The following is a 23,797-nucleotide window of genomic DNA, read 5'->3' as shown; positions in this document are numbered from 1 at the left end:
AGCTTTAAGGCGGGAGACACGCCCCAGGGGGCCACAATGGACGGCAAGATGGACAACAAGCCAAGCGTCCTGCTGATTATCACGCAGGATACCAAGGAAGAGGAAGCCCGCTTCGCGCGGGCGGCGCTGGAAGAAGCAGGTGCGCGCGTGGTCCATCTCGACCCCAGCGTACGGCGCACCCTGGGCGGTGCGGAGATTTCACCCGAAGATGTGGCCGCCGCCGCCGGCACCACGATCGAGGCGGTGCGCGGACTGGGCCACGAAGGGCATTGCCAGGACGCGATGATACGCGGCGCGGTCGCCGCCGCTCATGCCTGGGATGCGAAGGACCCGATCTCGGGCATTCTCGCCATCGGCGGTTCGATGGGGTCGGCGCTGGCCGGCGCCCTGATGCAGAGCTTTCCCTATGGCCTGCCCAAGCTGATCGTCTCGACGATGGCCTCGGGCTTCACCAAGCCTTACATGGGCGTGAAGGACATCGCGATGATGAACGCGGTGACCGATATCGCCGGCATCAACACGATCAGCCGCGACGTGTTCCGCAACGCCGCCTTCGCCGTGGCCGGCATGGCCAAGGGCTATGACCGCGACAAGGGGCCGGAGCGCCCGCTGGTGCTGATGACCACGCTGGGCACCACCGAAGCGGGCACGCGCCGCATCCGCCAGGCGCTGGAAGCCGATGGCTGCGAAGTCATGGTGTTCCATTCCTCGGGCGCGGGCGGCCCCACGCTCGATGCGCTGGCGCAGGACAAGGACGTGGCGCTGGTGCTCGACCTTTCGGTCACCGAGATCATTGACCACCTGTTCGGCGGCCTTGCCGATACCGGCCCCGATCGCGGCCGCCCCGCCCTGCGCAAGGGCATTCCCACGATCATCGCGCCGGGCAACGCCGATTTCATCATCGGCGGCCCGATCGACGTTTCGCGCGTGCAGTTCCCCGACCGGCGCTATCACGAGCACAACCCGCAACTCACCGCCGTCCGGACCAAGCTGGAGGATTTGCGCAAGGTGGCGGATCATCTTGCCGCCAACGTGCGCGAGGCGAAGGGACCAGTGCGCGTGTTCACCCCGCTGGGCGGCTTCTCCAGCCACGACAGCACCAGCGGACACCTGATGGACACCACGGTGCCCGCGCCGTTCGCCGAATATCTGCAACAGGTGATGCCGGCCAGCGCGCCCGTCACCGTCATCGACGCGCATTTCAACGACGAAGCGTTTGCCGACGCCATCATCGCCGCCGCGCGCGAACTTCTGGAAGCCAAATGACCGAAGACCTGCCCCTTACCGCCGAGGACGTCGCCGAGATCGTCGCCATCCTCGAAAGCTCCGGCTATCGCGAAGTCGATATCGCGACCAACCGCTTCCGTCTGCGCGTGGCGCGCGGCGATGGCGCGCAATCCGGCTTCACCCAGGAATGGCAATGGGCCGGCGCGACGGGCGCCGGTGAGGCCGGCACCGGTGAAACCGTCGGCGCCGAAAGCGACCCGGACGCCGTTCTCGCGCCGCTGCCCGGCACGTTCTACCACGCGCCGCAACCGGGCGCGCCGCCGTTCGTCCAACCGGGCGACAACGTGAATGCCGAAACCGTGGTCGGCATTGTCGAGACGATGAAGCTGATGAACCCGGTTCATGCCGGCCGCAGCGGCGTCGTCGCCGAAGTGATCGTGCCCAACGCGACGATGGTCGCCAAGGGCCAGGCGCTCGTGCGGCTGGCATGATCCGCAAGCTGTTCATCGCCAATCGCGGCGAGATCGCGCTGCGCGTGATCCGCACCGCGCGCCGCATGGGCATCGCCACGGTGCTGGGCGTGTCCGAAGCCGACGCTTCTTCGCTGCCCGCCCGCCTTGCCGACGAGGCGGTCGTAATCGGGCCGGCGCCTTCGTCACAAAGCTATCTCGTGATTGATCGGGTGGTATCCGCCGCGCGCGATGCGGGGTGCGATGCGGTCCATCCCGGATACGGCTTCCTGTCGGAGAACGCCGCGTTCGCGCGGGCCGTGGCCGAGGCGGGCATGCGCTTCGTCGGGCCGGACATCGCCACGCTGGAGGGCATGGGCGACAAGCTCGCCGCGCGCCGGCTGGCGCTGGAAGCCGGCCTGCCCGTCCTGCCCGGCGGCGAAGCGGAAACCGCCGAGGCCGTGCAGGCCCGTGTCGCGGAAACCGGCTTTCCCCTGCTGCTGAAGGCCGTTTCCGGCGGTGGCGGCAAGGGCATGCGCCGGGTGGACCGCGCCGAAGACCTCGACAGCGCGCTGGCGATGGCCCGCGCCGAGGCGCAAGCGGCGTTCGGCAATCCGGCGGTCTATGTCGAGCGCTTCGTCGCGCGCGGCCGCCATGTCGAAGTGCAACTGCTGGGCGACGGGCAAACCGCGCTCCACCTCGGCACGCGCGATTGCTCGATCCAGCGGCGGTTTCAGAAGCTGGTGGAGGAAGCTCCTGCCCCGGCCATGCCCGAAGCCGCGCGCGCGGCGATCGAGGACGCGGCGGTCCGCCTTGCCCGTCATCTGCGATACCGGGGCGCGGGCACGGCCGAATTCCTTGTCGATGCCGACGATTTCTCGTTCTACTTCCTCGAACTCAACGCGCGTATCCAGGTCGAGCATCCGGTGACCGAAGCGATCACCGGCATCGATCTGGTGGAGCAGCAGTTGCTCGTCGCCGCCGGCAAGCCGCTGGGGCTGACGCAGGCGATGGTGCGCCCCGAAGGCCACGCCATCGAGGTGCGCATCAACGCCGAGGACCCGGATGCCGATTTCCGCCCATCCCCCGGCCGCGCCATGCGGGCGGCCTGGCCCGCGGGACCGGGCATCCGCGTGGACACGCACATCGCCGACGGAGGGGAAATCCCGCCGTTCTACGATTCGCTGATGGGCAAGCTGATTGTTCATGGCGCCACCAGGGCAGAAGCGGTGGACCGTCTGGCCGATGCCTTGTCCACACTGGCGATCGACGGGCTGCCCACCACCGCATCGCTGCACCGCCGCATCGTGGCCGATCCCCGCTTTGCGGCAGGCGGCGTCGACACGGGATTTCTTGTGGGGCTTTCCGGAGGGCCGGGACAATGACCGAACTGCGTCTCGTCGACGTCACCATGCGCGATGGCAACCAGAGCCTGTGGGGGGCCACCGGCCTCGATACCGCGCAGATGCTTGCCGCCGCCGCGCTGACCGAAGCCTGCGGTTTCCGCGCGATCGATTTCACCTCGTCCAGCCACATGGCCGTGGCCGTGCGCTATTTCCGCGACAACCCGTGGGAGCGTATCCGCCGGATGCACGCGGCGATGCCCACCACGCCCTTGCAGTTCATTACCACCGGCCTGCGCTTCATCGCCTGGCAGCAAGCCGACCCGGAGTTCATGCGGCTGGTCTATCGCCAGCTCCAGCGTGACGGCATCGGTCGCTTCGTGCTGCTCGATCCGATGCACGAGGTGCCGGCCGTGATCGAGGCCGCCCGGCTGGTGAAGCAGGAAGGTGAAGCCGAGGTCATGTGCGCGCTGACCTTCACGCTCTCGAACATTCACACCGATGCGTTCTACGCCGATTTCGCGCGCGCCGTGGGCCAGAGCGCCGATATCGACCTGTTCTATATCAAGGACCCGTCCGGCCTGCTCTCGGTGGACCGCGCGCGCACGCTGGTACCGGCGGTGAAGGCCGCGATCGGCAACCGTCCGCTGGAAATCCATGCCCATACCACGATCGGACAGGGGATGCTCTCGAGCCTGGAAGCGGCGAAGCTCGGCGTCTCCGCGATCCACGTCGGCATCGGGCCGGGGGGCGATGGGTCTTCGCTGCCCGAAGCCAACCGGATGCTGGCAAACCTGGAGGAAGCGGGGCACGCGGTGGCCATCGACAAGGCCGCGCTCGGCAGGCTCACGCAATACTGGACGCGCCTTGCCGCTGCAGAAGGCCTCCCCCCGGGTCAGCCGCAGAACTTCGATGCCAGCTTCCTGCGCCACCAGATCGCCGGCGGGGTAATGACCACCACCGCGCGCCAGCTCGACGAACTGGGCCTGTCCGACCGGCTGGGCGCGGTGATCGCGGAAACCGAGCAGGTGCGCGCGGAGCTGGGCTATCCGATCATGGTCACGCCCTTCCCGCAGATGGTCATGAGCCAGGCGCTGTTCAACGTGATCGGCGACCGCCGTTATGCGCAGGTATCCGATCAGGTGGTGCGCTATTGCCTGGGCAAGTTCGGCAAACCGACATCCCCCATCGATCCGCAAGTCCTGGCGGCGATCATGGACCGGCCCCGCGCGCGCGAACTGGAGCACGAGCCCACCTTCCCCGCGCTCGCCGACTTGCGCCGCCAGTTCGGCGTGCATCTGTCCGACGAGGAGTTCCTGCTGCGCGCGGTGATGCCGCCCGAACAGGTCGATGCCATGCAGGCGGCGGGGCGTTCCCGCCCGGGGTATACGCCCCAGGCCGCGCCGATGCTCGCCCTGCTGCGCAAGCTCGCCGCGCAACCACAGGCGCGCGACATCGTGATCGAACGGCCGGGCTTCCGCCTCGCCCTCCATGCCGGAGCCGCCGCATGACTGTGTCGAAGGACGTATCCGCCCGCCTGCGCGATGCCGCCGGCTACGTGTTCGACATGGACGGCACGATCGCGCTGGGCGATGCCGCCAGTGGCGGGCACAAGGCCCTGCCCCATGCGATTGCCGTTCTGGAAGGGCTGAAGGCGCGGGGCACGCCCTATGTCGTCTTCACCAACGGCACGGCCAAGCCGCCCGCCGCCTATGCCGCCTCGCTGCGCAAGGCGGGATTTCCGGTGGAGGACAGGCAGATGCTTACTCCCTCCTCGTCCACGGCGGACTGGCTGAAGCGCTCCGGCGTTGGGAAGGTTCGCGTGCTGGGCAATGCCGGTTGCCGCGCGCCGCTCGACGACGCAGGGCTCGCTGTGGTGGGGCCGGACGAGGCGGCCGAGGGGGTGGAAGCGGTCTATACCGGCTGGTTCCGCGAGTTCGATTTTGCGGCGCTGGAAGCCGCCTGCGATTCGCTGTGGAAGGGTGCGAGGCTGCTGACCGCCAGCAACGTGCCGTTCTTTGCGACGGCCAACGGCCGCGCCATCGGCGCCAGCTATCCGATCAACGCGATGCTGACCGCGATGACCGGCAAGCGCCCGCGCATCCTGGGCAAGCCTTCGCGCGTGGCGTTCGATACCGCGCGGTTGCTGATGGGCCTGCCGCGAAGCGCGGCGAAGCATATGGTGGTGGTGGGCGATGATCCGGCGCTGGAAATGCGCATGGCCAATGCCGTAGGGGCGCTCTCGGTCGGCATGGCCACGGGGATCATGGCGAAAAGCGACGACTTGCCCGAGCGCGACCGGCCCGCCGTGTTGCTGGATAGCCTGAAGCCGCTGCTGGATATCCTCTAACGCCGTTTTGCCGTGGGAGCGTGGAAATCGGGCGGCTTGCCCGAAACCCATGCTACGAATTTCGCGATCACCGGATGGGCCCGCAGCGTGTCGGCATCATGGCCAATGCGCGCGAGTTCCCCGTTGCCGAACTGGGCGTGCAGCGTGCGGTGGCAGATCGGATGGACGGCCACGGTCTCGCGCCCGCCCCGGCTTTTCGGTAACGGGTGATGCCATTCGATCCGTCGTCCCAGCGGCCGTTCGCACAACCAGCAGCAGGCCGCCGCGTCGCTCACCGGCCCGGTCTGGCAGGCGCGTCGGCCCGCCCGGCGTTCCACAGGTACAGCCCCGCCGCGACGATCACCGCGGCGCCGAACAGCGCGGTGGCATCGGGGCGCTCGCGAAACAGCAGCCAGCCGAAGAAGCCAGCCATCAGCAACTGCACATAGGTCATCGGCGCGATCGTCGCCGCGCCGGCGCGGGTGGTCGCCATGTAGACCAGCGTGTGGGCAAGGCTCGCGCTGCAGGCGATCAGCACCGACCGCGCTGCCACGCTCCATTCCGGCACGCCGATATGCAGCATCGGCAAGCCGCTGAAATGCCCGATGATCGCGGCGGGTACCAGGATCAGCGTGCCGAAGAACGCCACGCTGAACTGCATCGCCAGCGCGCTGGCATGGCCCGCCACCGCACGGTTGCCGATCATCAGCAGCGCCATGCCGATGGCGGAAAGCAGCGGCAGGAACGCCACCGCGCCCAGTGTGGCAAGATTGGGCCGCAGCACGATCAGCACGCCGGCGAAAGCGAAGGCGCTGGCGATCCACGTCGCGCGCCGCATCGGCTCGCGCAGGATCAGCGCGGCAAGCAGCCCGGTAATCATCGGGCTGGTGAAGGTGATCGCGGTGGCGGTGGCGATCGGCATCAGGAACAGCGCGGTGAAGAACGCCATGGCCGATATCGCCACGCCCCCGCCCCGCAGCATTTGCCAGCCGGGCCGCGCCATGCGGAACCCGGCCCGCCCTTCGCGCAGCGCCAGCACCACGCCCAGTCCGATCACGCCCGCGACATAACGCAGCGCCGCGATCGCCAGCCCCGGCCACAGCCCGGCCATCGACTTGACGACCGCATCCCCGACCGAAAGCAGCGCGAACCCGGCGAGCGCGAAAACCAGCCCAGATCTTTCCCGCCCCTGCAAATTATTCCCCCACAGCATTCCCGGGAGGCACCTTCAGGCATGGACCTCCACCGCAGCAGGGCGCGGCTTTGCCGTAATTTTCGGGCCGCGCAAAGCCTTCAGCATGGGCTTTTCAATCACCTGATGGAACATAACGGCGATCCCGCAACAGAGTATCACCTCCGCCACCAGAAACAGATCCACACCTTTCGCGATAGTCGGCAAAAGGACCTGTCCCGGGATGATCACGAACATATGCAGAAGATACAGCATGTAGGAGGCGTCGCCGAGCACAAGGAGCGCTCGCCACACGGTCGATCGGCTAAGGCGCTCGGCCATGCCGCTTCGTGTGCTCCACCAAAGTAGTGTCAAAACCGAAGCCGCGGCCGGTATGCCCCACAGGAACGCACGCGGAAGAGCGGAACGCCCATCGACAAGATAGACCGGCGGCGACAGGAAAGGCACGCCGATCACCAGCGCACATGCAATGCTGGACATGCAAACAGTGGCGGCGATCCAGCCTATGCTGTCCGGGATCCTTCCGGCGCAGCGCACCCACAACATATACAGGAGAATGCCGAAGCCGAACTCGTACCATATCGGGTTGATGAAAATGGCAAAAAGGTAGGGCGCCGGCTGTGAGACACTCCCCCACGTGGCCAGAAGGAGGACTGCGGCCAGCAGCAGGTGGAGCGGTACGTCGTTTCCGCGCTTCAGCCGGATGACGATCGCCACCAAGCAATAGAATGCAATCTCGTAAGCAAGCGACCATCCCACCAGCAATACCGGAAGTTCAAACTGCTGCGCGTCGAACAACGGAAAGACCGTGATCCCCAGCAACGCCTCGTTGACAAAGACCGGTCGGCCGATGAGCCACATCGTGATCAAGAAGAATCCGCCGGCCAGCCAATAGACCGGTACAACCCTTATGAAACGGTCATTCAGGAAATGTCGCGCGGTGAGGCCCGGGGTACTGGCGACGGTGGAGGCCATTACGAAACCCGAAAGGACAAAGAACACGTCCACCCCGATCCCGCCGAAATCGTTGATCGGTGGCCACGCGCCCAGAAGGCTGCGGCCCCAGTCGGCCCGCTCATCATCCACATTGATGGCATGAACCAGCACCACCAGAATCGCTGCGATGGCGCGCAAAGCCTGGATTGCCTCGATCCGGCCGGGCGGGGGTGCTTTCTTCATGCACACTGCAATTAACGCGTAAAGGATATGGAGCCGTTAACTCGGCACCCGGATCGCGTTAACCCGATACTAATCACAAGATGCAAGGAAACCCGCGCATTATTGGGGGGCCAATGTCGCATACCACCTTTGCCGAACCGCAAACAGAACGCTTGCACGGCCGGGCCGGCACCCGGCTTGCGCGGGTGGAGGAGTGCATGGTGGAACTGTTCGGCCGGCTGGACCGCGTCTTCGCACGGGACGCTGCGTGGGCACCGGCTGTGGCGGCTGCCCTGGCGTTACAGTTCGCGCTGATATTCTACCATAAGCCCTGGCTCGATGAATGGCAGGCGCTCCAGATCGCGGTGCAGTCCCCCACGCTGGCGGAACTGCTGCACAACCTGCGGTACGAAGGGCACCCGCCCTTGTGGTATCTGGTGCTGCGCTGCCTTGCGTCGATACTGGGAAACCCGTTTCTGGCGCTGCCTGTGGCGGCCGCGATCTTTGCGGGGATGACGCAAGGCGCGATCTTGTTTGCTGCTCCTTTCCGACGCCTCGACCGGCTCATGCTGGCAACCTCCGAACTCATCCTCTTCGAATTTATGACTATCTCGCGCAGCATGACGATGGGGTGTGCATTCGCCATACTGGCAATCGCCTTGTGGCGAAGGGGTCGATGGTCGTGGCCCTTTATCGCGCTGCTTCCGCTGTGCGATTTCCTGTTCGGCGTAATTTCGCTGGCGTTCGTCTATCTGCGCTGGCGCGAACGGCGGCTGGCGTATGTCCCGGCAGTCGTATGGGGCATCAGCGGCGTAGTCTCGGCCTGGACTGTACGACCGATGCCCGACATCGTGCCCGCTCTGGGCAGCAAGGGTTTGCTGCTGGGCACGGCGATCTGGGCGTCAAATCTGTCCACTCTCGGTCTTCCCTGGCAGGGAATAGCCTTCAGGCCGGAATGGAACTCGCCCCCGCCGCTACTGTTCGGCGGGCTGGCGCTCGGCGCGTTCATGGCGGTGTGCTGGCGCGAAACCAGGGGACGGCGGGACGACGCATTATTGGTCGGCGGCATGATGGCGCTGACGTGGATATTCAGCCTTGCGGTCTATCCCCTCGCCATCCGGCATCTGTTGCTAGCCCGGCCTATTCATGAGACTGAGGTTCCGGGCTTGTTGGGTGGCGATGCGTTTTCGGTGATGTGATCCGGACGAGCGCCTCTGGCGGTGTTTTTCACCGCGGTGGGATCGATGGGCTTTTCGGGGTTAATGGAGGGGGGCTTGCGGTTCGGCGGCACGGCCGCGCGGGCTATGTAGGAGCAGGCCGAAGGTTGGTGGCGACGGCCTTGAACGTGGCGGCATCGGGGCATGCTGACGCGAAGGCGATGCGGATGCGCGTTGCGGATTCAATGACGCGGGCGGCGACCTTGAGCAACCGGAGGCGGATCGTTGCGAACTCGGCGACGGCAAGCGCGGCAGATTTTGGGATTTCTTGCTGGATCCGCCACAGGAGCCAGTAGGCGGCGGTGTGCAGAATGAGGCGCATCTGGTTGGCATTGGCCGAGCGGCACGAGGTGCGATCGCTGGCGAGCTGGGTCTTGTGCCGCTTGATCAGGTTTTCGGCCTGGCCGCGGGCACAGTAGAGCGTGTCGTAGATGTGCTCGGCCGAGCCTTGGGTCAGCGAAGTGACGACATAGCGGATGTCCATGCCCAGCGTGCTGGCCTCGATCCGGGCGACGACGCGGCGCTGGCCCTTCCAGCTTTTGGCGCCGTAGCGGGTCTCGGCATAGTTTCGCAGGATCACACGCTGCTCCTCGGCCCGCTTGACCGCGCAGGTATCGGCGACGGCGACGATGGCGGGATCGGCCCGCAGCGCAGCGTTGGTTGGCAGGCCGAACACGTAATCGATGCCGTACGCCTCGCAGAACGCCATGACCTCGGGGCGGCCATAGTGCCCGTCACCGCGGATGGTGAGGTGGGTATCGGGCCAGTGCCGGCGGATGTGACGCACCAGACGCCGGATGTGGCCAGCAGCTTCGGCGCCAGATGGCGTCTTGCCGGTGCGAAGCAGCATCGCCACCGGCCGGCCACTGGCGGTGTCGTAGACGTGGATCGGCAGGAAGCAGCGCTCGCCATGGTGCCCGTTCCAGAACGAGAGCTGCTGATAGCCGTGGACGACATCGCAGGTGTCATCGATATCCAACGTCACCGCCGCCGGCGAAGTGGGATAGCTGGCGCAGTAGATATCGATCATGGCGGCCATCAACTTCGCCAGTTCGCGCGTGGTCGGCGCGTTCTCCCAGCGGCTCATCGTGGGTTGGCTCGCAAGCCCGGCACCGGAGCCCGGCAGCTTGCCCAGCGCCAGGCGGAAGCCGGGATCGTCGCGAAGGGCGTCGAGATCGTCGGCATCCTCGTATCCGCAAGCGATCGCGAACACCCGGGCGCGCAGGATGTCGGGCAGCGCATGGATCACCCGGCCAGGGTCACGCGGGTCGGCTATGCAAGCGGCAAGCCGACGGCAGATGCCCATCGCGCGCTCAGCCTGTGCCAGTAGCAGGACGCCGCCGTCCGAGGTCAGCCGACCACCATCAAAGGCGGCTGTGACTTTCCGGCTGCGCACTGCTGGGAATCGGAATGGGTTTGCAGTATCGTCGGTCATGGCGGGGTGGCCTGTGGCATCTTCTGCCCTGCGGCAGGTTCGGCTTAGACACCCAGTTCCTAATTCAGATCAGAGGCTTATGCCACTCCCGCCAACCCTCTCGGCCCAACGCGGTGAATAAGCCGGGCTAGTTGCGTTGCTCCTGATACTGCTGGTCTGGCGACGGGTCGCCGCAGGCGAGGCCATGCCCTCGGTCGGCTTCCGCAGTTGGCTATTGGTTCTGTCGGCCTGTGGCCTGGCCACGTCGGTGATCGCCTCCGCCATGCCGTTTCACAACGCCGAGGCAGCAGCGAGAGAGATCGATCGCCGTGGATTGCGGGACAAGGACTGGATGACCTTTCCCCAATCGAGTGCGCAGGGCATATCCGCACTTACGGGTATCCTGTTCGAACGTACCGGCGATTCCTGCGTCCAGGATTTCGTGCGCTGGAACCACAGCACCGACAAGCGGGCCGAGCAGCCGGATGGCCTCTACCGTGATCTGGCCCGCAAGATGAAAAGCGATGGGCGCTTCTATCTCGTGACGGACCGCTATCTACCCCATCGCCCCTCTTTTGTTGAACAGATCGCCGAGATTCCGGCCGGGTATGACGGCGAATTCTTCGGGCTTTACGTCGTGGGCAAGACATTACCCGAGAGCACGGCGCATCATCCGCGCTGCAACGGACCAGCCAACCCTTTGCCTCCGGCCCTGCCACGCAGTTAGGAAATCCTGAACGTTTCCCGATTATTCACCGCGTTTGCATAAGGACTGGTGACCTTCTTCCTCCATTTTCCGGAAGGGGTCGCAAGACGGGATCTATTTAATGAGCGCTTTTGGGCGAAAGAACGGACTTGGCGGCGGCGGTTCCATGCGGCCTTCCTTCGGCGTCGCGCGGCCCATGCGGGCTGGCGAACAAGCTCCCGCGGGCCAGCCCGCGCCAGCGAGCCAGCCGCCGGTCGGTGGCCAGCAGTTCCCGCCCCTTCCTGCCGAATCCGAAAGCGCCGCGCCGCAGAACCCGATGAAGGCGGATGCGATGACGCGCCTTGCCGATCGCGTCAACGGCGTCCACGAAAGTACGTATCAGGCCGAAGGCTTCGAAGCCTCGGTCCACAAGATCAAGGAACAGGTGCTCCCGCGCCTGCTCGAACGCGTCGATCCCGAAGCCGCCGCCACGTTGACCAAGGACGAACTGTCCGAAGAATTCCGCCCGATCATCATGGAAGTGCTGGCGGAACTGAAAGTCACGCTCAACCGGCGCGAACAGTTCGCGCTGGAAAAGGTGCTGATCGACGAACTGCTGGGCTTCGGTCCGCTGGAAGAACTGCTCAACGATCCCGACGTGACCGACATCATGGTCAACGGCCCGGAACAGACCTACATCGAAAAGAAGGGCAAGCTGACCATCGCGCCGATCCGGTTCCGCGATGAAAGCCACCTGTTCCAGATCGCGCAGCGCATCGTCAACCAGGTCGGCCGCCGCGTCGACCAGACCACGCCGCTGGCCGACGCGCGCCTCAAGGACGGCAGCCGCGTCAACGTGATCGTGCCGCCGCTCAGCTTGCGCGGCACCGCCATCTCGATCCGTAAGTTTTCCGAAAAGCCGATCACGCTCGACATGCTGCGCGATTTCGGTTCGATGTCCGACAAGATGTGTACCGCGCTGAAAGTCGCGGGCGCGTGCCGCATGAACATCGTGATCTCGGGCGGTACCGGTTCGGGCAAGACGACCATGCTCAACGCCCTGTCGAAGATGATCGATCCGGGCGAACGCGTGCTGACGATCGAGGACGCGGCCGAACTGCGCCTGCAGCAGCCGCACTGGCTGCCGCTGGAAACCCGCCCGCCGAACCTGGAAGGTCAGGGCGCCATCACCATCGGCGATCTCGTCAAGAACGCGCTGCGTATGCGCCCTGACCGGATCATCCTGGGCGAAATCCGTGGCGCCGAATGCTTCGACCTGCTGGCCGCGATGAACACCGGCCACGATGGTTCGATGTGTACGCTGCACGCCAACAGCCCGCGCGAATGCCTGGGCCGTATGGAAAACATGATCATGATGGGCGACATCAAGATCCCCAAGGAAGCCATCAGCCGCCAGATCGCGGAATCGGTCGATCTGATCGTTCAGGTGAAGCGCCTGCGCGATGGTTCGCGCCGCACCACCAACGTGACCGAAGTGATCGGCATGGAAGGCGACGTGATCGTGACGCAGGAACTGTTCAAGTTCGAATATCTGGACGAGAGCGAGGACGGCAAGATCATCGGCGAATTCCGTTCGACCGGCCTGCGCCCCTACACGCTGGAAAAGGCGCGCCAGTTCGGGTTCGACCAGGCCTACCTCGACGCCTGCCTCTGATCGGCTGCCGCCGGTTCAGGCGGTGTGGAACCAGTCGCGCGCGGCCAGGCCGAGCGCAACGCAGCCGATCATCATCGCCAGGAAATAGATCGTCGTCCACGGCATGAAGCCGACGGCGTCAGGGTCGCTGCGGCGCAACCGACGGCGGTCGGCCCACCACGCGATCATCGCCATCAGAATGGCCACACCCCCGATCGAACCCATCGTCACCGCGTCGTCCATGCGCCGAAGATGGGAACGAAGCGCTTGATCGCAAGCCCCGTGCGCCTATGGGCAAGCGCATGGACCGCATGAACCGACCGATCCTGGCGCTGGGGTTGCGCCTGGCCGCCATGGCTTCGCTCTCGGTCATGCTGATGCTGGTCAAAGTGGCGGGCACCCGCGGCGTAAGCCTGCCGGAAACCCTGTTCTGGCGGCAGTTCTTTCCCGGGCTGATGCTGCTCGGCTATCTTGCCGCCCGCGGCCAGCTTTCCGTCCTCAAGACGCAGCGGTTGTGGGTTCATGCCCGCCGCGCGGCCTTCGGCGGCTCCGGCATGTTCCTGACCCTGGGCGCGGTGATCCTGCTGCCTCTGGCCGAATCTACCGTGCTGGGCTTCACCGCCCCGATGTTCGCGGTGATCCTTGCGGCGGTGGTGCTCAAGGAACCAGTGGGCTGGGTGCGCTGGTCGGCCGTGATACTGGGGCTGGCGGGCATCCTTGTGATCGCGGGGCCGAACCAATCGCATCTCCCGCTGTTCGGCATTGCCGTGGGCGTGGGCGCGGCGTTCATGGTCGCGGTGATCGCCATCCAGTTGCGCGATCTGGGAAGGACCGAACAACCGCTGACGGTGGTATTCTGGTTCTCCGCTTTCACCTCGCCGGTGCTGGCCCTGTTCCTGCTGCGCACCGGCGTCCACCATGACGCGGCGGACTGGTTGATCCTGTTCGGCATCGGCCTGTCCGGCCTGATCGGCCAGATCTTTCTCACCGCCGCGCTGCGTTATGGCAGCGTATCGAGCGTGATCGTGATGGATTATTCCGCCTTCGCCTGGGCCACGTTGTGGGGCTGGCTGGTGTTCGACCATCTGCCGCCCGCCTCAACCTGGATCGGCGCGCCAATCGTGATCGCCGCCGGGCTGATCATCGCCTGGCGGGAACACCTGCTGCATCGCCAACGCGCGGGCGACGCGCTGACCGCATAACCGATCCACCGGCGGAACCGCTAGCCGTTCCGAACGTTCCAGCGGTTCATCACCGCCAATGCGGTGTTCGGCTATTTACGAGAGGAGATTTCCGATGATCCGCAAGATCGTTCTCGCGACGGTTCTGAGTGGAATGGTGCTGGGCACCGCCGCCTGCAACACCGTGAAAGGCGCCGGCCGCGACATCGAGTCAGTCGGTCAGGCCGGTTCCGACGCGATCCACAAGTAAGTTTCAGGAAAAAGGCCGCCGGTCACCCGGCGGCCTTTGCATGCGGAAGGCCGTCAGTCCTTCCACACCAGCTTTGGTTTGCGCGCAGCCAACGTTTCGTCGAGCCGTCGGCGTGGAGCAAGGTGCGGCGCGCTCTTGAGCAACGGATCGCCTTCCCGCGCACGGCCGGCCAGCGACCGCATCGCGCCGATGAACTGGTCCAGCCCCGCCTTGCTTTCGGTCTCCGTCGGCTCGACCAGCATCGCGCCGTGGACCACCAGCGGGAAATAGACCGTCATCGGATGGAAACCCTCGTCGATCAGGCCTTTGGCGAGATCGAGAGTGGAGAACCCTTCCGCGAAACCGTCATCGCTGAACAGCGCTTCGTGCATGCAGGGGCCGGCTGCGCCGAACGGCGCTTCCAGCACGTCCTCAAGCCGACGCAGCACGTAGTTGGCGTTGAGCACCGCGTCGCCCGAAACCTGCCGCAGCCCATCCGCGCCGTGGCTCAGGATATAGGCCAGTGCGCGCGTGAACATGCCCATCTGGCCATGGAACGCGCACATCCGACCGAAGCCTTCGGGATGGATGCCGCGCGCGTCCTCTTCCTCCACCAGCCGCACCGAACCATCGGGCTGCCGCGCGGTGAACGGCAATGGCCCATAGGGCGCGAGCGCTTCCGACAGCACGACCGGCCCTGACCCCGGCCCGCCTCCGCCGTGCGGGGTGGAGAACGTCTTGTGCAGGTTGATGTGCATGGCATCGACGCCAAGGTCGCCCGGACGCACGCGCCCGACGATGGCGTTGAAGTTCGCCCCGTCGCAATAGACATAGCCGCCGGCCGCATGGACCGCATCGGCGATCGTCTTCAACTCGCGCTCGAACAGGCCACAGGTGTTCGGGTTGGTGATCATCACCCCCGCCACGTCCGGCCCGAGCCGCGCGGTCAGCGCCGCGACATCCACGCGGCCGTCCTCGGTCGCCGGGATGTTCTCCACGCGATAGCCGGCGAAGGCCGCCGTGGCAGGATTGGTGCCGTGCGCGCTTTCGGGCACCAGGATCACCTCGCGCGCGTCGCCCCGCGCTTCCAGCGCGGCGCGGATGCACAGCAGCCCGCACAGTTCGCCATGCGCGCCGGCCTTGGGCGTCATCGCCACGCCGTGCATGCCGGTCAGCTTGATCAGCCAGTGCGCCAGTTCGTTGATCACCTTCAGCGCGCCCTGCACCGTCTGCTGCGGCTGCAACGGATGGACATCGGCAAAGCCCGGCATCCGCGCCACCTTTTCGTCCAGGCGCGGGTTGTGCTTCATTGTGCAGCTTCCCAGCGGGAAGAGGCCCAGGTCGATCGCGTAGTTCTGCCGCGACAACCGGGTATAGTGCCGTACCGCTTCCGGCTCGGACAGGCCCGGCAGATCGAGCCGCGCCTTGCGCCGGAATGCGCCCAGCGTGTCGGGCAGGTCGGGCGCTTCATCGAAATCGACACCGCACCGGTCGGCCGCGCCGATCTCGAACAGCAGCGGTTCCTCCAGATGCAGCGCGCGGTTGCCGGTAAAAGTCGTCACCGCCGCGCTCTCGCCCTGATCGGCGGACATGGCCGGGCGCCAGCCCGCGGGATTGAGGTCGTTCATGCCAGCACCTCCTCAAGCGCCGTACCCAGCGCGTCGATGTCTTCCGCCGTCGTGCATTCGCTGGCCGCCACCAGCAGACCATTGGCGAGCGCCGCTTCGCCCGGATAGAGCCGGCCCAGCGACACGCCGCCCAGCACCTTGCGGTCCGCCAGATCGCGCACCACCTGCCGGGCGTCGCGCGGCAGCGTCACCGCGAATTCGTTGAAGAACGCGGTGTTGACGATCTCCACGCCCGGCACGTGCGCCAGACGGTCCGCCGTGGCGCGCGCGCGGGCGTGGCTCAGGTGTGCCATGCGCTCCAGCCCGGTCCCGCCGAGCAGGCTGAGATGGATCGAGAACGCCAGCGCGCAAAGGCCGGAATTGGTGCAGATGTTGCTCGTCGCCTTCTCGCGCCGGATGTGCTGTTCGCGCGTGGACAGCGTCAGCACGAAGCCACGCCGACCTTCGGCGTCCACGGTTTCGCCGCAAAGGCGGCCGGGCATCTGGCGCACGAACTTCTCGCGGCAGCCGAACAGGCCGAGGTACGGCCCACCGAACTGGAGACCGACGCCGAGCGACTGCCCTTCCCCCACGACGATGTCCGCGCCCAGCGCGCCCGGGCTTTCGAGCAGGCCCAGCGCGACCGGTTCGGTCACCACCGCCACCAGCAGGGCGCCCTGCGCCTGCGCGGCGGCCGCGATCCGCGCGAGATCGGGAATGCGGCCAAGCACGTCGGGATACTGCACGACGACGCAGGCCGTGTCCGCGTCGATCGCGGCGATCACGGCGTCGTCATCCGCCGCTGCGGCCAGCACCGGGGCAGAGGTCACCAGCGCATCGCCGGTAAAGCGCGCCATGGTGCGCGCGGTCTCGACGTAGTGCGGGTGGAGGCCGCTCGAAAGCACCGCCTTCTTCCGCCGCGTGATGCGGCCCGCCATGGTGATTGCTTCCCAGCACGCGGTCGACCCGTCGTAGAGCGAGGCATTGGCGATGTCGGTCCCGAACAGGCGTGCAACCTGGGTCTGGAACTCGAACAGCACCTGCAAGGTGCCCTGCGCGATTTCCGGCTGATAGGGCGTGTAGGCGGTCAGGAACTCGCCGCGCTGGATCAGGTGGTCGACGCTGGCCGGCACATGGTGGCGATAGGCGCCCGCGCCCAGGAAGAACGGTGCTTCGCCCGCCGTCAGGCTTTCGGCGGAGAGCCGCGCCATGTGGCGTTCCACCGCCATTTCGCTGGCGTGGAGCGGCAGGCCGGGGATCGGCCCCGCCTGCCGCGCTTCGGCGGGCACGTCGACGAACAGGTCGTCGATCGATCCCGCGCCGATGACCGACAGCATGGCGCTGCGATCATTCTCGCTCAGGGGAAGATAGCGCATCCGGTCAAAGCCCCTCGACGTAGGTCTTGTAGGCGGCTTCGTCCATCAGGCCTTCGAGTTCGGCGGCATCGGACAGCGTCATGCGCCACAGCCAGCCATCGCTTTCGGCAGCGGTGTTGACCAGTTCCGGCTCGTCTTCCAGCGCGGCGTTGGCCTCGCTCACCGTACCCGAAACGGGTGCATAGACGTCCGAGGCGGCCTTGACCGAATCCACCACCGAGGCGCTGTCGCCCTTGGCCACCGCCGAACCCGCCGCCGGCAGTTCCACGAAGGTGATGTCTCCTAGCTGGCTCTGCGCGTAGTCGGTGATGCCAACGGTGGCATCGCTGCCGTCAACGTCGATCCACTCGTGGTCCTGGGTGAAATAGCGGGGCATCAGGCGGCTCCTTTGCGGTGATAGCGGTGGGGAACGAAGGGCATGGGCGTGACGGTGGCCGCGATCTTGCGGCCGCGCACGTCGATGATGAGCTGGGTGCCCGGCCGCGCCAGTTCGGCGGCGACGGTGGCCATGGCGATGGGCTTCTCCAGGCTGGGCGAAAAGCCGCCGGAGGTGACGCTGCCGACCTCGGCCTCGCCCCACAGCACTTTCGCGCCCTCGCGCGCGGCCATCCGGCCTTCGAGCACCAGGCCGACCCGGCGCGTGACGCTGCCGGTATCGATCAGCGGCAGGATGCGGTCCGCGCCGGGGAAGCCCCCGTCGCCGCGCCGTCGCTTGTTGATGCCGAACAACAGGTCCGCGCTCACCGGGTCCACGTCCGGCGTCATGTCGTGCCCGTAGAGCGGCAGGCCGGCTTCGAGCCGCAGCGAATCGCGCGCGCCCAGGCCGATCGGCTTCACTTGCGGTTGCGCGCAGATCAGGTCGGCGATCGCGGCGGCGCTTTCGGCCGGCACGGCGATCTCGAACCCGTCCTCGCCGGTATAGCCCGAGCGGCTGATCCACGCGTCCACGCCGCCCAGCGTGAAGCTGGCGCCGCGCATGAAGCTGAGCGCGGAAAGCGCGTGTTCGCCACCCACCAGCGGAGCGAGCGCGGCGAAGGCTTCCGGCCCTTGCAGCGCGAACAGCGCGCTGTCCGCCAGGTGCGTGAGCGAGACGGCTTCGGGCAGGTTTGCGCGCAGATGGGCGATGTCGTCGTGCTTGGTCGCGCCGTTGACCACCAGATAGAAGCCCGTGCCCCAGCGCGTGACCATCAGGTCATCCAGAATGCCGCCATTGGCATCGAGCAGCAGCGAATAGCGCACCCCGCCCAGCGGCAGGGTGGAGAGGTCGATCGGCAGCACCGCCTCGATCGCGGCTTCGGCATGTTCGCCCGTGATGTAGAGCTGGCCCATGTGCGAAACGTCGAAGAACCCGGCCTGCGCGCGCGTCCACAGGTGTTCGGCGATGATGCCTTCGTACTGCACCGGCATCCAGTATCCGGCGAAGGCGACCATGCGGCCGCCCCGCGCGCGGTGCCAGGCATCGAGCGGCAGGGCCAGCGGCCCGGCGTCGGGCTCGCCGGTTTCATGCGGTGAAATTTTGTATGTGTCGCTCACAAAATCGGTCTCCGTACAGTCTGGCACCCATCGGTGCCCCCTCTGTCACGGAAACCTGAGAGCTTTCCCCCGCCGCCCGCACGGGCTGGCAAGGTTACCCCTTCGGCGGCCCTTTCCTTGCGGCAAGGACACTTTCCAGAGCGTCGCTATCGACCAACGCGGTCCTGAAGCCTGAGAGATTCCGGGGCGGTTGCTCCTTCGGCGTCCCGCGATCCGACTGGCGAATCGTAGGAACTCTCCCGCGCGATCAGCGACCTGACCATTTCGCGCCGCAGCAAGGCCAAGTCAATCCGCGCGGCCACCCTTTGCGGCCGAACTTATCCGCAAGGCAGGCTAACGGTTCTCGCGCCCGATACTAGCGGCGGGTGGCGCGCAGGATCGCGTCGTGTTCGTGCACGAAGCGCCCGTCGGGCTTGATCCCGGCAAGGCCAAGGATTGCCTCCGCCACCACGGAAGCGCGGATGGAGCGGTACTTGCGCAGCGAACCGTGCAGACACAGGTCCGCCGCCGGGCTGGCGATCATCGCCACGCGTTCCCCCATGCGCAACGGCCCTTCGCGCCGCCCACGCAGCAGCCCGGGGCGCAGGATGTCGAGTCGGCCGAAACGAAGCCGCGACAGCGTGTCCTCCACCTCACCTTTCACGGAGAGATAGAAGTTCTTCGACGCCAGTTGCGCGCCGACCGAGGATACCGCGATCAGCTGGCGCACCCCGGCCTCGCGCGCGGCGCGGGCACAGGTCAGCACCAGATCGTGATCGACCGCGCGAAACGCGTCCCTGTCCCCGCCCACGGCGCGCATCGTGGTGCCGAGCGCGATCACCGCCACGTCCGCGCGCGCGGCGGCGATGGCATCGGGCCAGTAATCCGGATCGGACAGCAGCATTTCCATGCGCGCGCCCGGTGGCAACGGCACTTCGCGCCGGGCGATGGCGATCAGCCGCTGGCCGCGCCGGCCCACCGCCTTTTCCATCACCTGCCGCCCGACCATGCCCGTGGCGCCCAGCAGCGCGATGCGCGTTTCGTTAGACATTGCTCAGGCCCTCGGGGGCGCTGCCGAACAGCCGTGTGAAGCTGTCTATCGCATAGCGGTCGGTCATCCCCGCAATGAAATCGGCGACATGCCGGCTGCGGCCTGGCTCGCCTTGCGGCATCTGCCGCTGCCAGCTTTCCGGCATCCGCGCAGGGTCCTCGGCATAGGCCGTGAACAGCGCGGCGATCACCGAACACGCGCGTTCCGCCGTGGCGATCTGTTCGGGGTGGTAATAGAGCCGGTCGTACATGAAGCGCTTGAGCGCACGCTCCTCGTCCGCCATCCCGGCCGAGAAACCGGCCAGCGCGAGCGGCGCGGCGCGCACGTCATCCACCGTTTCGGCGCCGCTTTCGGCCAGGCGCCGGCGCGTTTCCGCGATCACGTCGTTGACCATGCGGCCGATCTGCCCGCGCACCAGCTCGCGCTGCAGGCGATCACGCTGCCCACCCGGAAAGCGCCGTTCGATCGCGCGCCACTGGTCGGCGATGGAGGGCAGTTCCAGCAGCTCGTCGATCGTCAGGAAACCCGCGCGCAGGCCGTCGTCGATGTCGTGGTTGTCATAGGCGATGTCGTCCGCCACCGCCGCCACCTGCGCTTCCAGCGAAGCGCGCTGCCCCAGATCGAGCGGGAACGCCGCGTCGAGTTCAGCGAGCGCCCAGGTCGGCGCGTGGACGGGGCCGTTGTGCTTGGCCAGACCCTCCAGCAGCTCCCACGAAAGGTTCAGCCCCTCGTGCCCGCAATAGGGGCTTTCCATTCGCATCAGCACGCGCAGCGTGTTGGCGTTGTGGTCGAACCCGCCGTGGTCCGCCATCGCGGTTTCCAGCGCGTCCTCGCCGGCGTGGCCGAACGGCGGGTGGCCGATGTCGTGCGCCAGGCACAGCGCCTCGGTCAGATCCTCGTCCAGCCCCAGCGCCCGCGCGATCACGCGGCCGATCTGCGCCACTTCCAGGCTGTGCGTCAGCCGCACGCGGTAATGATCGCCATCGGGCGCGATGAACACCTGCGTCTTGTGGCGCAGCCGGCGGAACGCGATCGAATGGATGATCCGGTCGCGATCGCGCTGGAATTCGCTGCGCGGGCCGCGCGCGGTCGACGGTTCAAGCGGGTATTCCCGTCCGCGCGACTGCGCCGGATCGCTGGCATAGGGCGCGCGCGTGGCGGTCACGGCAATCGGCTACCCGCCCAGGATCCAGTCGACCGCCGCTTCGGCATGGATCGCGGTGCCGTCATAGATCGGCAGCACGTTGGCATCGACATCGATCACCATGTCCAGTTCGGTGCAGCCCAGCACGATCGCCTGCGCGCCATCGCGCTCCATGTTGGTGATCATGGTCTTGAACGTGCGCTCCGCCGATCGCGTGGCGCGGCCCTGCATCAGTTCCTCGTAGATGATGCGGTCCACTTCCTCCACGCTGTCCATCACCGGGGGCAGCAGCGTTACGCCATGTTCGATCAGCCGCTTGCGATAGAAGCTTTCGATCATGACGTTGCGCGATCCGATCAGCGCCGCCGTCTTGACGCCATTGGCCTGCATCTTTTGGCCCACCACGTCGGCGATGTGGATCACCGGCACCTGCACCGCGCCGGCCACCTTGTCATAAACCTTGTGCATCGAATTGGCGCCGATCAGGATCGCGGTGGCGCCGGCCTGCTCCAGCCGCTGCGCGCTGGCCGTCAGCACGTCTGCCGCGTGATTCCACTGCTCGGGCGTGGACAGGCGGACAAGATCGGTGAAATCCAGGCTTTCGATCAGCAGCGGCGCGCTGGCCAGCTTGCTCGTTCTGGCCTGAACGAGCCGGTTGATGTGTTCGTAGTAGGTGCGGGTAGAAACCCAGCTCATGCCGCCGATAAGGCCGAGTTTACGCAAAGTCAGATCTCCCGGGGAATGCGACCACCCTCGTCGCCCCGGCCTTACGAAAGGGCGTGCGCGCCGTCCAGCGGGAGAGACACGGAATCCGGCGGATTGTGCCTCTGCCCGCCCCCGCGAGGGAACGCCCTACCGGCGCTTCTCCGGCGCAAGCCCCACCGCGCACAGCGCGGCCGAACTCGCCGTCACCTCGATCGCCTGCGCATCGCCCACCCGGCGCACCGCCGAAACATAATCGAACAGCGAACGCTTATCGCCCTTGAGCTGCTTCAGCTTCTGCAACTGGCCAAGCGAAAGCCGGTCGGTCATCCGCGTCGCCATGCAGGCCGAATTGGCTTCGGACAGCCCCGCATCCATCATCGCGCTCTTGACCTGACCATAGGCCAGCTTGGACGGCGCGCAGGCAGCCAGTGCCAGCGCGCCGGTCAGCGCGGCGAACATCCCGATCCGGCGCATCAACGTGCCTCCATCAGTGGGCCAGCGCCTTGACGATATCCTCGACCATCTTCTTGGCGTCGGCGAGGAGCATCATGGTCTGGTCCATGTAGAACACGTCGTTGTCCACGCCGGCATAACCCACGCCGCCCATCGAACGCTTGATGAAGAAGATCGTCTTGGCCTTCTCCACGTCGAACACCGGCATGCCATAGATCGGGCTGGACTTGTCGGTCTTGGCCGCCGGGTTCACCACGTCGTTGGCGCCGATGATGAAGGCCACGTCCGCCTGCGCGAACTCGCCCTGGATGTCCTCCAGTTCGAACACCTCGTCATAGGGCACGTTGGCTTCCGCCAGCAGCACGTTCATATGGCCGGGCATGCGCCCCGCCACCGGGTGGATCGCGTACTTCACGTTGACGCCGGCGGCCTTCAACTGGTCGCCCATCTCGCGCAGCACGTGCTGGGCCTGCGCCACCGCCATGCCATAGCCCGGGATGATGATGACGCTTTCGGCTTCCTTCATGATGTAGGCCGCGTCCTCGGCCGAGCCGCGCTTCCACGGGCGCTGCTCTTTGGCCGCGCCGCCGGCGCCACCGGCTCCGGCGTCCGCGCCGAAGCCGCCCGCGATCACCGACAGGAACCCGCGGTTCATCGCCTTGCACATGATGTAGGACAGGATCGCGCCGGACGAGCCGACCAGCGCGCCGGTGATGATCATCGCGGTGTTGTGCAGCGTGAAGCCCATCGCCGCCGCCGCCCAGCCCGAGTACGAGTTGAGCATCGAGACGACCACCGGCATGTCCGCGCCGCCGATCGGGATGATGAGCAGGAAGCCGATCAGGAAGCTGAGCACCGTGATCGTGGCGATCACCCAGGGTGCCTGGTCCTGCGTGAAGTACCCCACCAGACCCAGGATCGCGACCAGCGTGCCGAGGTTCAGCACGTGGCGTCCCGGCAGCAGGATCGGCGATCCGCTCATCTTGCCCGCCAGCTTGAGGAACGCGATGACCGAACCCGAGAACGTGATCGCGCCGATGGCGATGCCAAGCCCCATCTCGACGCGGGACTGAGGGAAAATGAAATATTCGAGTTGCACCGATGCAGAGACGGCATTGGGCAGATTCGTGTTGGTCAACGAACCCGCAGCCTCTCTTACCCCCTCAATACCGAACGCGCCGGGGTTGAGGTAAGCAGCAAGGCCCACCAGCACCGCCGCAAGGCCGACCAGCGAGTGAAACGCCGCAACAAGCTGCGGCATGTCGGTCATCGCGATCTTGCGGGCGGTGAACCAGCCAATGCTGCCGCCAATGGCAATTGCGGCAAGGATCTCGAATGCGGACGCCAAGTTTACAAAGTCGCCCTGGTAGGGGATGCACGGCCCATGAGCGCAACCCAGCCCGCCCAAGGGCGCGTGTACAACCAGCGTCGTCACCACGGCGATGGTCATGCCGATGATGCCATAGCGGTTGCCCGCGCGGCTGGTCGCGGGGCTGGACAGCCCCCGCAGCGCCAGAATGAACAGCACGCCGGAAACGAGATAGGCGAGCATCGCCCACGAAGGAGTGGCGGTGACGTGTTCCATCACTTCTTCTCCTTCTTCTTGTACATCGCGAGCATGCGCGCGGTGACGGCAAAGCCGCCGAAGATGTTGACCGAAGCCAGCACCACCGCGCCAAGGCCGAGCCACTTGGAAACCGGCGATCCGGCCGCCGCGCTCGCCACCAATGCGCCGACGATGATGACCGACGAGATCGCGTTGGTCACCGCCATCAGCGGCGTGTGGAGCGCCGGGGTGACCGACCACACCACGTAATAGCCCACGAAGCAGGCCATCACGAAAATCGACAGGATCGAGATGAAATCCATGA

The 23,797-nt window shown here is 66.3% G+C and carries 25 protein-coding genes and 2 riboswitches; of the genes, 10 read left to right on the top strand and 15 right to left on the bottom strand.

What is annotated here, in order from left to right; genetic code table 11:
* Positions 1-36 precede the first annotated feature (36 nt).
* Genes F1640_RS19405 through F1640_RS19385 form a run of 5 tightly spaced genes read left to right on the top strand, consistent with a single transcriptional unit; the run spans position 37 to position 5,369 of the window.
* Entirely contained in the window at positions 37-1,266 is a 1,230-nt protein-coding gene (locus F1640_RS19405; protein ID WP_255530412.1) for a Tm-1-like ATP-binding domain-containing protein, read from the top strand.
* Positions 1,263-1,718, top strand: a complete 456-nt coding sequence (locus F1640_RS19400) for a biotin/lipoyl-containing protein (protein ID WP_194920828.1) — start codon at positions 1,263-1,265, stop codon at positions 1,716-1,718. Before F1640_RS19405 ends, F1640_RS19400 begins: the two co-directional genes overlap by 4 nt.
* Positions 1,715-3,061 carry an acetyl/propionyl/methylcrotonyl-CoA carboxylase subunit alpha gene (locus F1640_RS19395; protein WP_124807417.1) on the top strand — a complete coding sequence of 449 codons (1,347 nt, stop codon included), beginning with the start codon at positions 1,715-1,717 and terminating at the stop codon, positions 3,059-3,061. The genes F1640_RS19400 and F1640_RS19395 overlap by 4 nt, the downstream gene beginning before the upstream one ends.
* Positions 3,058-4,530, top strand: coding sequence for a biotin carboxyl carrier protein (locus F1640_RS19390; protein WP_194920826.1), 1,473 nt, complete (start codon positions 3,058-3,060; stop codon positions 4,528-4,530). The genes F1640_RS19395 and F1640_RS19390 overlap by 4 nt, the downstream gene beginning before the upstream one ends.
* Complete coding sequence (locus tag F1640_RS19385) at positions 4,527-5,369, top strand: HAD-IIA family hydrolase (protein WP_194920823.1); 843 nt, start codon at positions 4,527-4,529, stop codon at positions 5,367-5,369. The genes F1640_RS19390 and F1640_RS19385 overlap by 4 nt, the downstream gene beginning before the upstream one ends.
* On the opposite strand, the gene F1640_RS19380 is transcribed toward F1640_RS19385, so the two are convergent.
* The 3 genes from F1640_RS19380 to F1640_RS19370 are packed head-to-tail and all read right to left on the bottom strand — an operon-like array spanning position 5,366 to position 7,719.
* Positions 5,366-5,644 (bottom strand): HNH endonuclease, encoded by a 279-nt coding sequence (locus F1640_RS19380; protein ID WP_194920822.1) that lies wholly within the window; start codon positions 5,642-5,644, stop codon positions 5,366-5,368. The two genes, F1640_RS19385 and F1640_RS19380, sit on opposite strands and share 4 nt — an antisense overlap.
* Positions 5,641-6,561 carry a DMT family transporter gene (locus tag F1640_RS19375; protein WP_255530411.1) on the bottom strand — a complete coding sequence of 307 codons (921 nt, stop codon included), beginning with the start codon at positions 6,559-6,561 and terminating at the stop codon, positions 5,641-5,643. Before F1640_RS19375 ends, F1640_RS19380 begins: the two co-directional genes overlap by 4 nt.
* 15 nt (positions 6,562-6,576) lie before the next feature.
* Entirely contained in the window at positions 6,577-7,719 is a 1,143-nt protein-coding gene (locus F1640_RS19370) for an acyltransferase (RefSeq protein ID WP_194920821.1), read from the bottom strand.
* Between the two features lie 113 nt (positions 7,720-7,832).
* On the opposite strand from F1640_RS19370, the gene F1640_RS19365 reads away from it, so the two are divergent.
* Positions 7,833-8,897 (top strand): hypothetical protein, encoded by a 1,065-nt coding sequence (locus F1640_RS19365; RefSeq protein WP_194920819.1) that lies wholly within the window; start codon positions 7,833-7,835, stop codon positions 8,895-8,897.
* Positions 8,898-9,000: 103 nt separating this feature from the next.
* Here the strand turns inward: F1640_RS19365 and F1640_RS19360 are convergent, their stop codons facing one another.
* Positions 9,001-10,350, bottom strand: a complete 1,350-nt coding sequence (locus F1640_RS19360; protein WP_194917264.1) for an IS1380 family transposase — start codon at positions 10,348-10,350, stop codon at positions 9,001-9,003.
* A gap of 136 nt (positions 10,351-10,486) precedes the next feature.
* Between F1640_RS19360 and F1640_RS19355 the strand changes: the two genes are divergently transcribed.
* Both F1640_RS19355 and F1640_RS19350 read left to right on the top strand, forming a co-directional pair.
* A complete protein-coding gene (locus F1640_RS19355; protein ID WP_194920817.1) occupies positions 10,487-11,056 on the top strand; it encodes a hypothetical protein in 570 nt (189 codons plus the stop codon).
* Between the two features lie 100 nt (positions 11,057-11,156).
* Positions 11,157-12,689 (top strand): CpaF family protein, encoded by a 1,533-nt coding sequence (locus tag F1640_RS19350; protein ID WP_190287042.1) that lies wholly within the window; start codon positions 11,157-11,159, stop codon positions 12,687-12,689.
* Between the two features lie 15 nt (positions 12,690-12,704).
* Here the strand turns inward: F1640_RS19350 and F1640_RS19345 are convergent, their stop codons facing one another.
* Positions 12,705-12,911: a hypothetical protein gene (locus tag F1640_RS19345; protein WP_194920815.1), complete on the bottom strand. Its 207-nt coding sequence runs from the start codon at positions 12,909-12,911 to the stop codon at positions 12,705-12,707.
* Positions 12,912-12,979: 68 nt separating this feature from the next.
* On the opposite strand from F1640_RS19345, the gene F1640_RS19340 reads away from it, so the two are divergent.
* Together F1640_RS19340 and F1640_RS19335 are read left to right on the top strand one after the other, a co-directional pair.
* Entirely contained in the window at positions 12,980-13,870 is an 891-nt protein-coding gene (locus F1640_RS19340) for a DMT family transporter (RefSeq protein WP_233497704.1), read from the top strand.
* Positions 13,871-13,964: 94 nt separating this feature from the next.
* The gene (locus tag F1640_RS19335; protein ID WP_124807428.1) at positions 13,965-14,099 is read left to right on the top strand and encodes an entericidin A/B family lipoprotein; all 135 of its coding nucleotides are present in this window, start codon (positions 13,965-13,967) and stop codon (positions 14,097-14,099) included.
* Between the two features lie 53 nt (positions 14,100-14,152).
* Here F1640_RS19335 and gcvPB read toward each other — a convergent pair whose 3' ends face one another.
* The 10 genes from gcvPB to F1640_RS19285 all read right to left on the bottom strand — a co-directional run bounded on the left by gcvPB (position 14,153) and on the right by F1640_RS19285 (position 23,795).
* The gene (gcvPB, locus tag F1640_RS19330; protein WP_194920811.1) at positions 14,153-15,706 is read right to left on the bottom strand and encodes an aminomethyl-transferring glycine dehydrogenase subunit GcvPB; all 1,554 of its coding nucleotides are present in this window, start codon (positions 15,704-15,706) and stop codon (positions 14,153-14,155) included.
* Positions 15,703-17,061 carry an aminomethyl-transferring glycine dehydrogenase subunit GcvPA gene (gene gcvPA / locus F1640_RS19325; RefSeq protein WP_194920810.1) on the bottom strand — a complete coding sequence of 453 codons (1,359 nt, stop codon included), beginning with the start codon at positions 17,059-17,061 and terminating at the stop codon, positions 15,703-15,705. Before gcvPA ends, gcvPB begins: the two co-directional genes overlap by 4 nt.
* Before the next feature lie 4 nt (positions 17,062-17,065).
* The gene (gcvH, locus tag F1640_RS19320) at positions 17,066-17,437 is read right to left on the bottom strand and encodes a glycine cleavage system protein GcvH (RefSeq protein WP_124807431.1); all 372 of its coding nucleotides are present in this window, start codon (positions 17,435-17,437) and stop codon (positions 17,066-17,068) included.
* Complete coding sequence (gcvT, locus tag F1640_RS19315; protein WP_194920807.1) at positions 17,437-18,594, bottom strand: glycine cleavage system aminomethyltransferase GcvT; 1,158 nt, start codon at positions 18,592-18,594, stop codon at positions 17,437-17,439. Before gcvT ends, gcvH begins: the two co-directional genes overlap by 1 nt.
* A gap of 32 nt (positions 18,595-18,626) precedes the next feature.
* A riboswitch (glycine riboswitch) is annotated at positions 18,627-18,743 on the bottom strand.
* Positions 18,744-18,846: riboswitch (glycine riboswitch) on the bottom strand.
* Between the two features lie 103 nt (positions 18,847-18,949).
* Positions 18,950-19,624, bottom strand: a complete 675-nt coding sequence (locus F1640_RS19310; RefSeq protein ID WP_194920806.1) for an NAD(P)H-binding protein — start codon at positions 19,622-19,624, stop codon at positions 18,950-18,952.
* Positions 19,617-20,789: a deoxyguanosinetriphosphate triphosphohydrolase gene (locus F1640_RS19305; RefSeq protein ID WP_194920804.1), complete on the bottom strand. Its 1,173-nt coding sequence runs from the start codon at positions 20,787-20,789 to the stop codon at positions 19,617-19,619. The genes F1640_RS19310 and F1640_RS19305 overlap by 8 nt, the downstream gene beginning before the upstream one ends.
* A gap of 9 nt (positions 20,790-20,798) precedes the next feature.
* Positions 20,799-21,491: an aspartate/glutamate racemase family protein gene (locus tag F1640_RS19300; RefSeq protein WP_124807435.1), complete on the bottom strand. Its 693-nt coding sequence runs from the start codon at positions 21,489-21,491 to the stop codon at positions 20,799-20,801.
* Between the two features lie 129 nt (positions 21,492-21,620).
* Positions 21,621-21,947, bottom strand: coding sequence for a hypothetical protein (locus tag F1640_RS19295; RefSeq protein WP_124807436.1), 327 nt, complete (start codon positions 21,945-21,947; stop codon positions 21,621-21,623).
* 13 nt (positions 21,948-21,960) lie between these two features.
* Positions 21,961-23,511, bottom strand: coding sequence for an NAD(P)(+) transhydrogenase (Re/Si-specific) subunit beta (locus tag F1640_RS19290; protein WP_194920802.1), 1,551 nt, complete (start codon positions 23,509-23,511; stop codon positions 21,961-21,963).
* Entirely contained in the window at positions 23,511-23,795 is a 285-nt protein-coding gene (locus F1640_RS19285; protein WP_124807438.1) for an NAD(P) transhydrogenase subunit alpha, read from the bottom strand. Before F1640_RS19285 ends, F1640_RS19290 begins: the two co-directional genes overlap by 1 nt.
* Positions 23,796-23,797: the final 2 nt, after the last annotated feature.

Source organism: Novosphingobium sp. NBM11 (genome assembly GCF_015390225.1).
Taxonomy (GTDB): domain Bacteria; phylum Pseudomonadota; class Alphaproteobacteria; order Sphingomonadales; family Sphingomonadaceae; genus Novosphingobium.
Note: the sequence above shows the minus strand (reverse complement) of the source record. Positions and strands in the feature narration are given on the sequence as shown.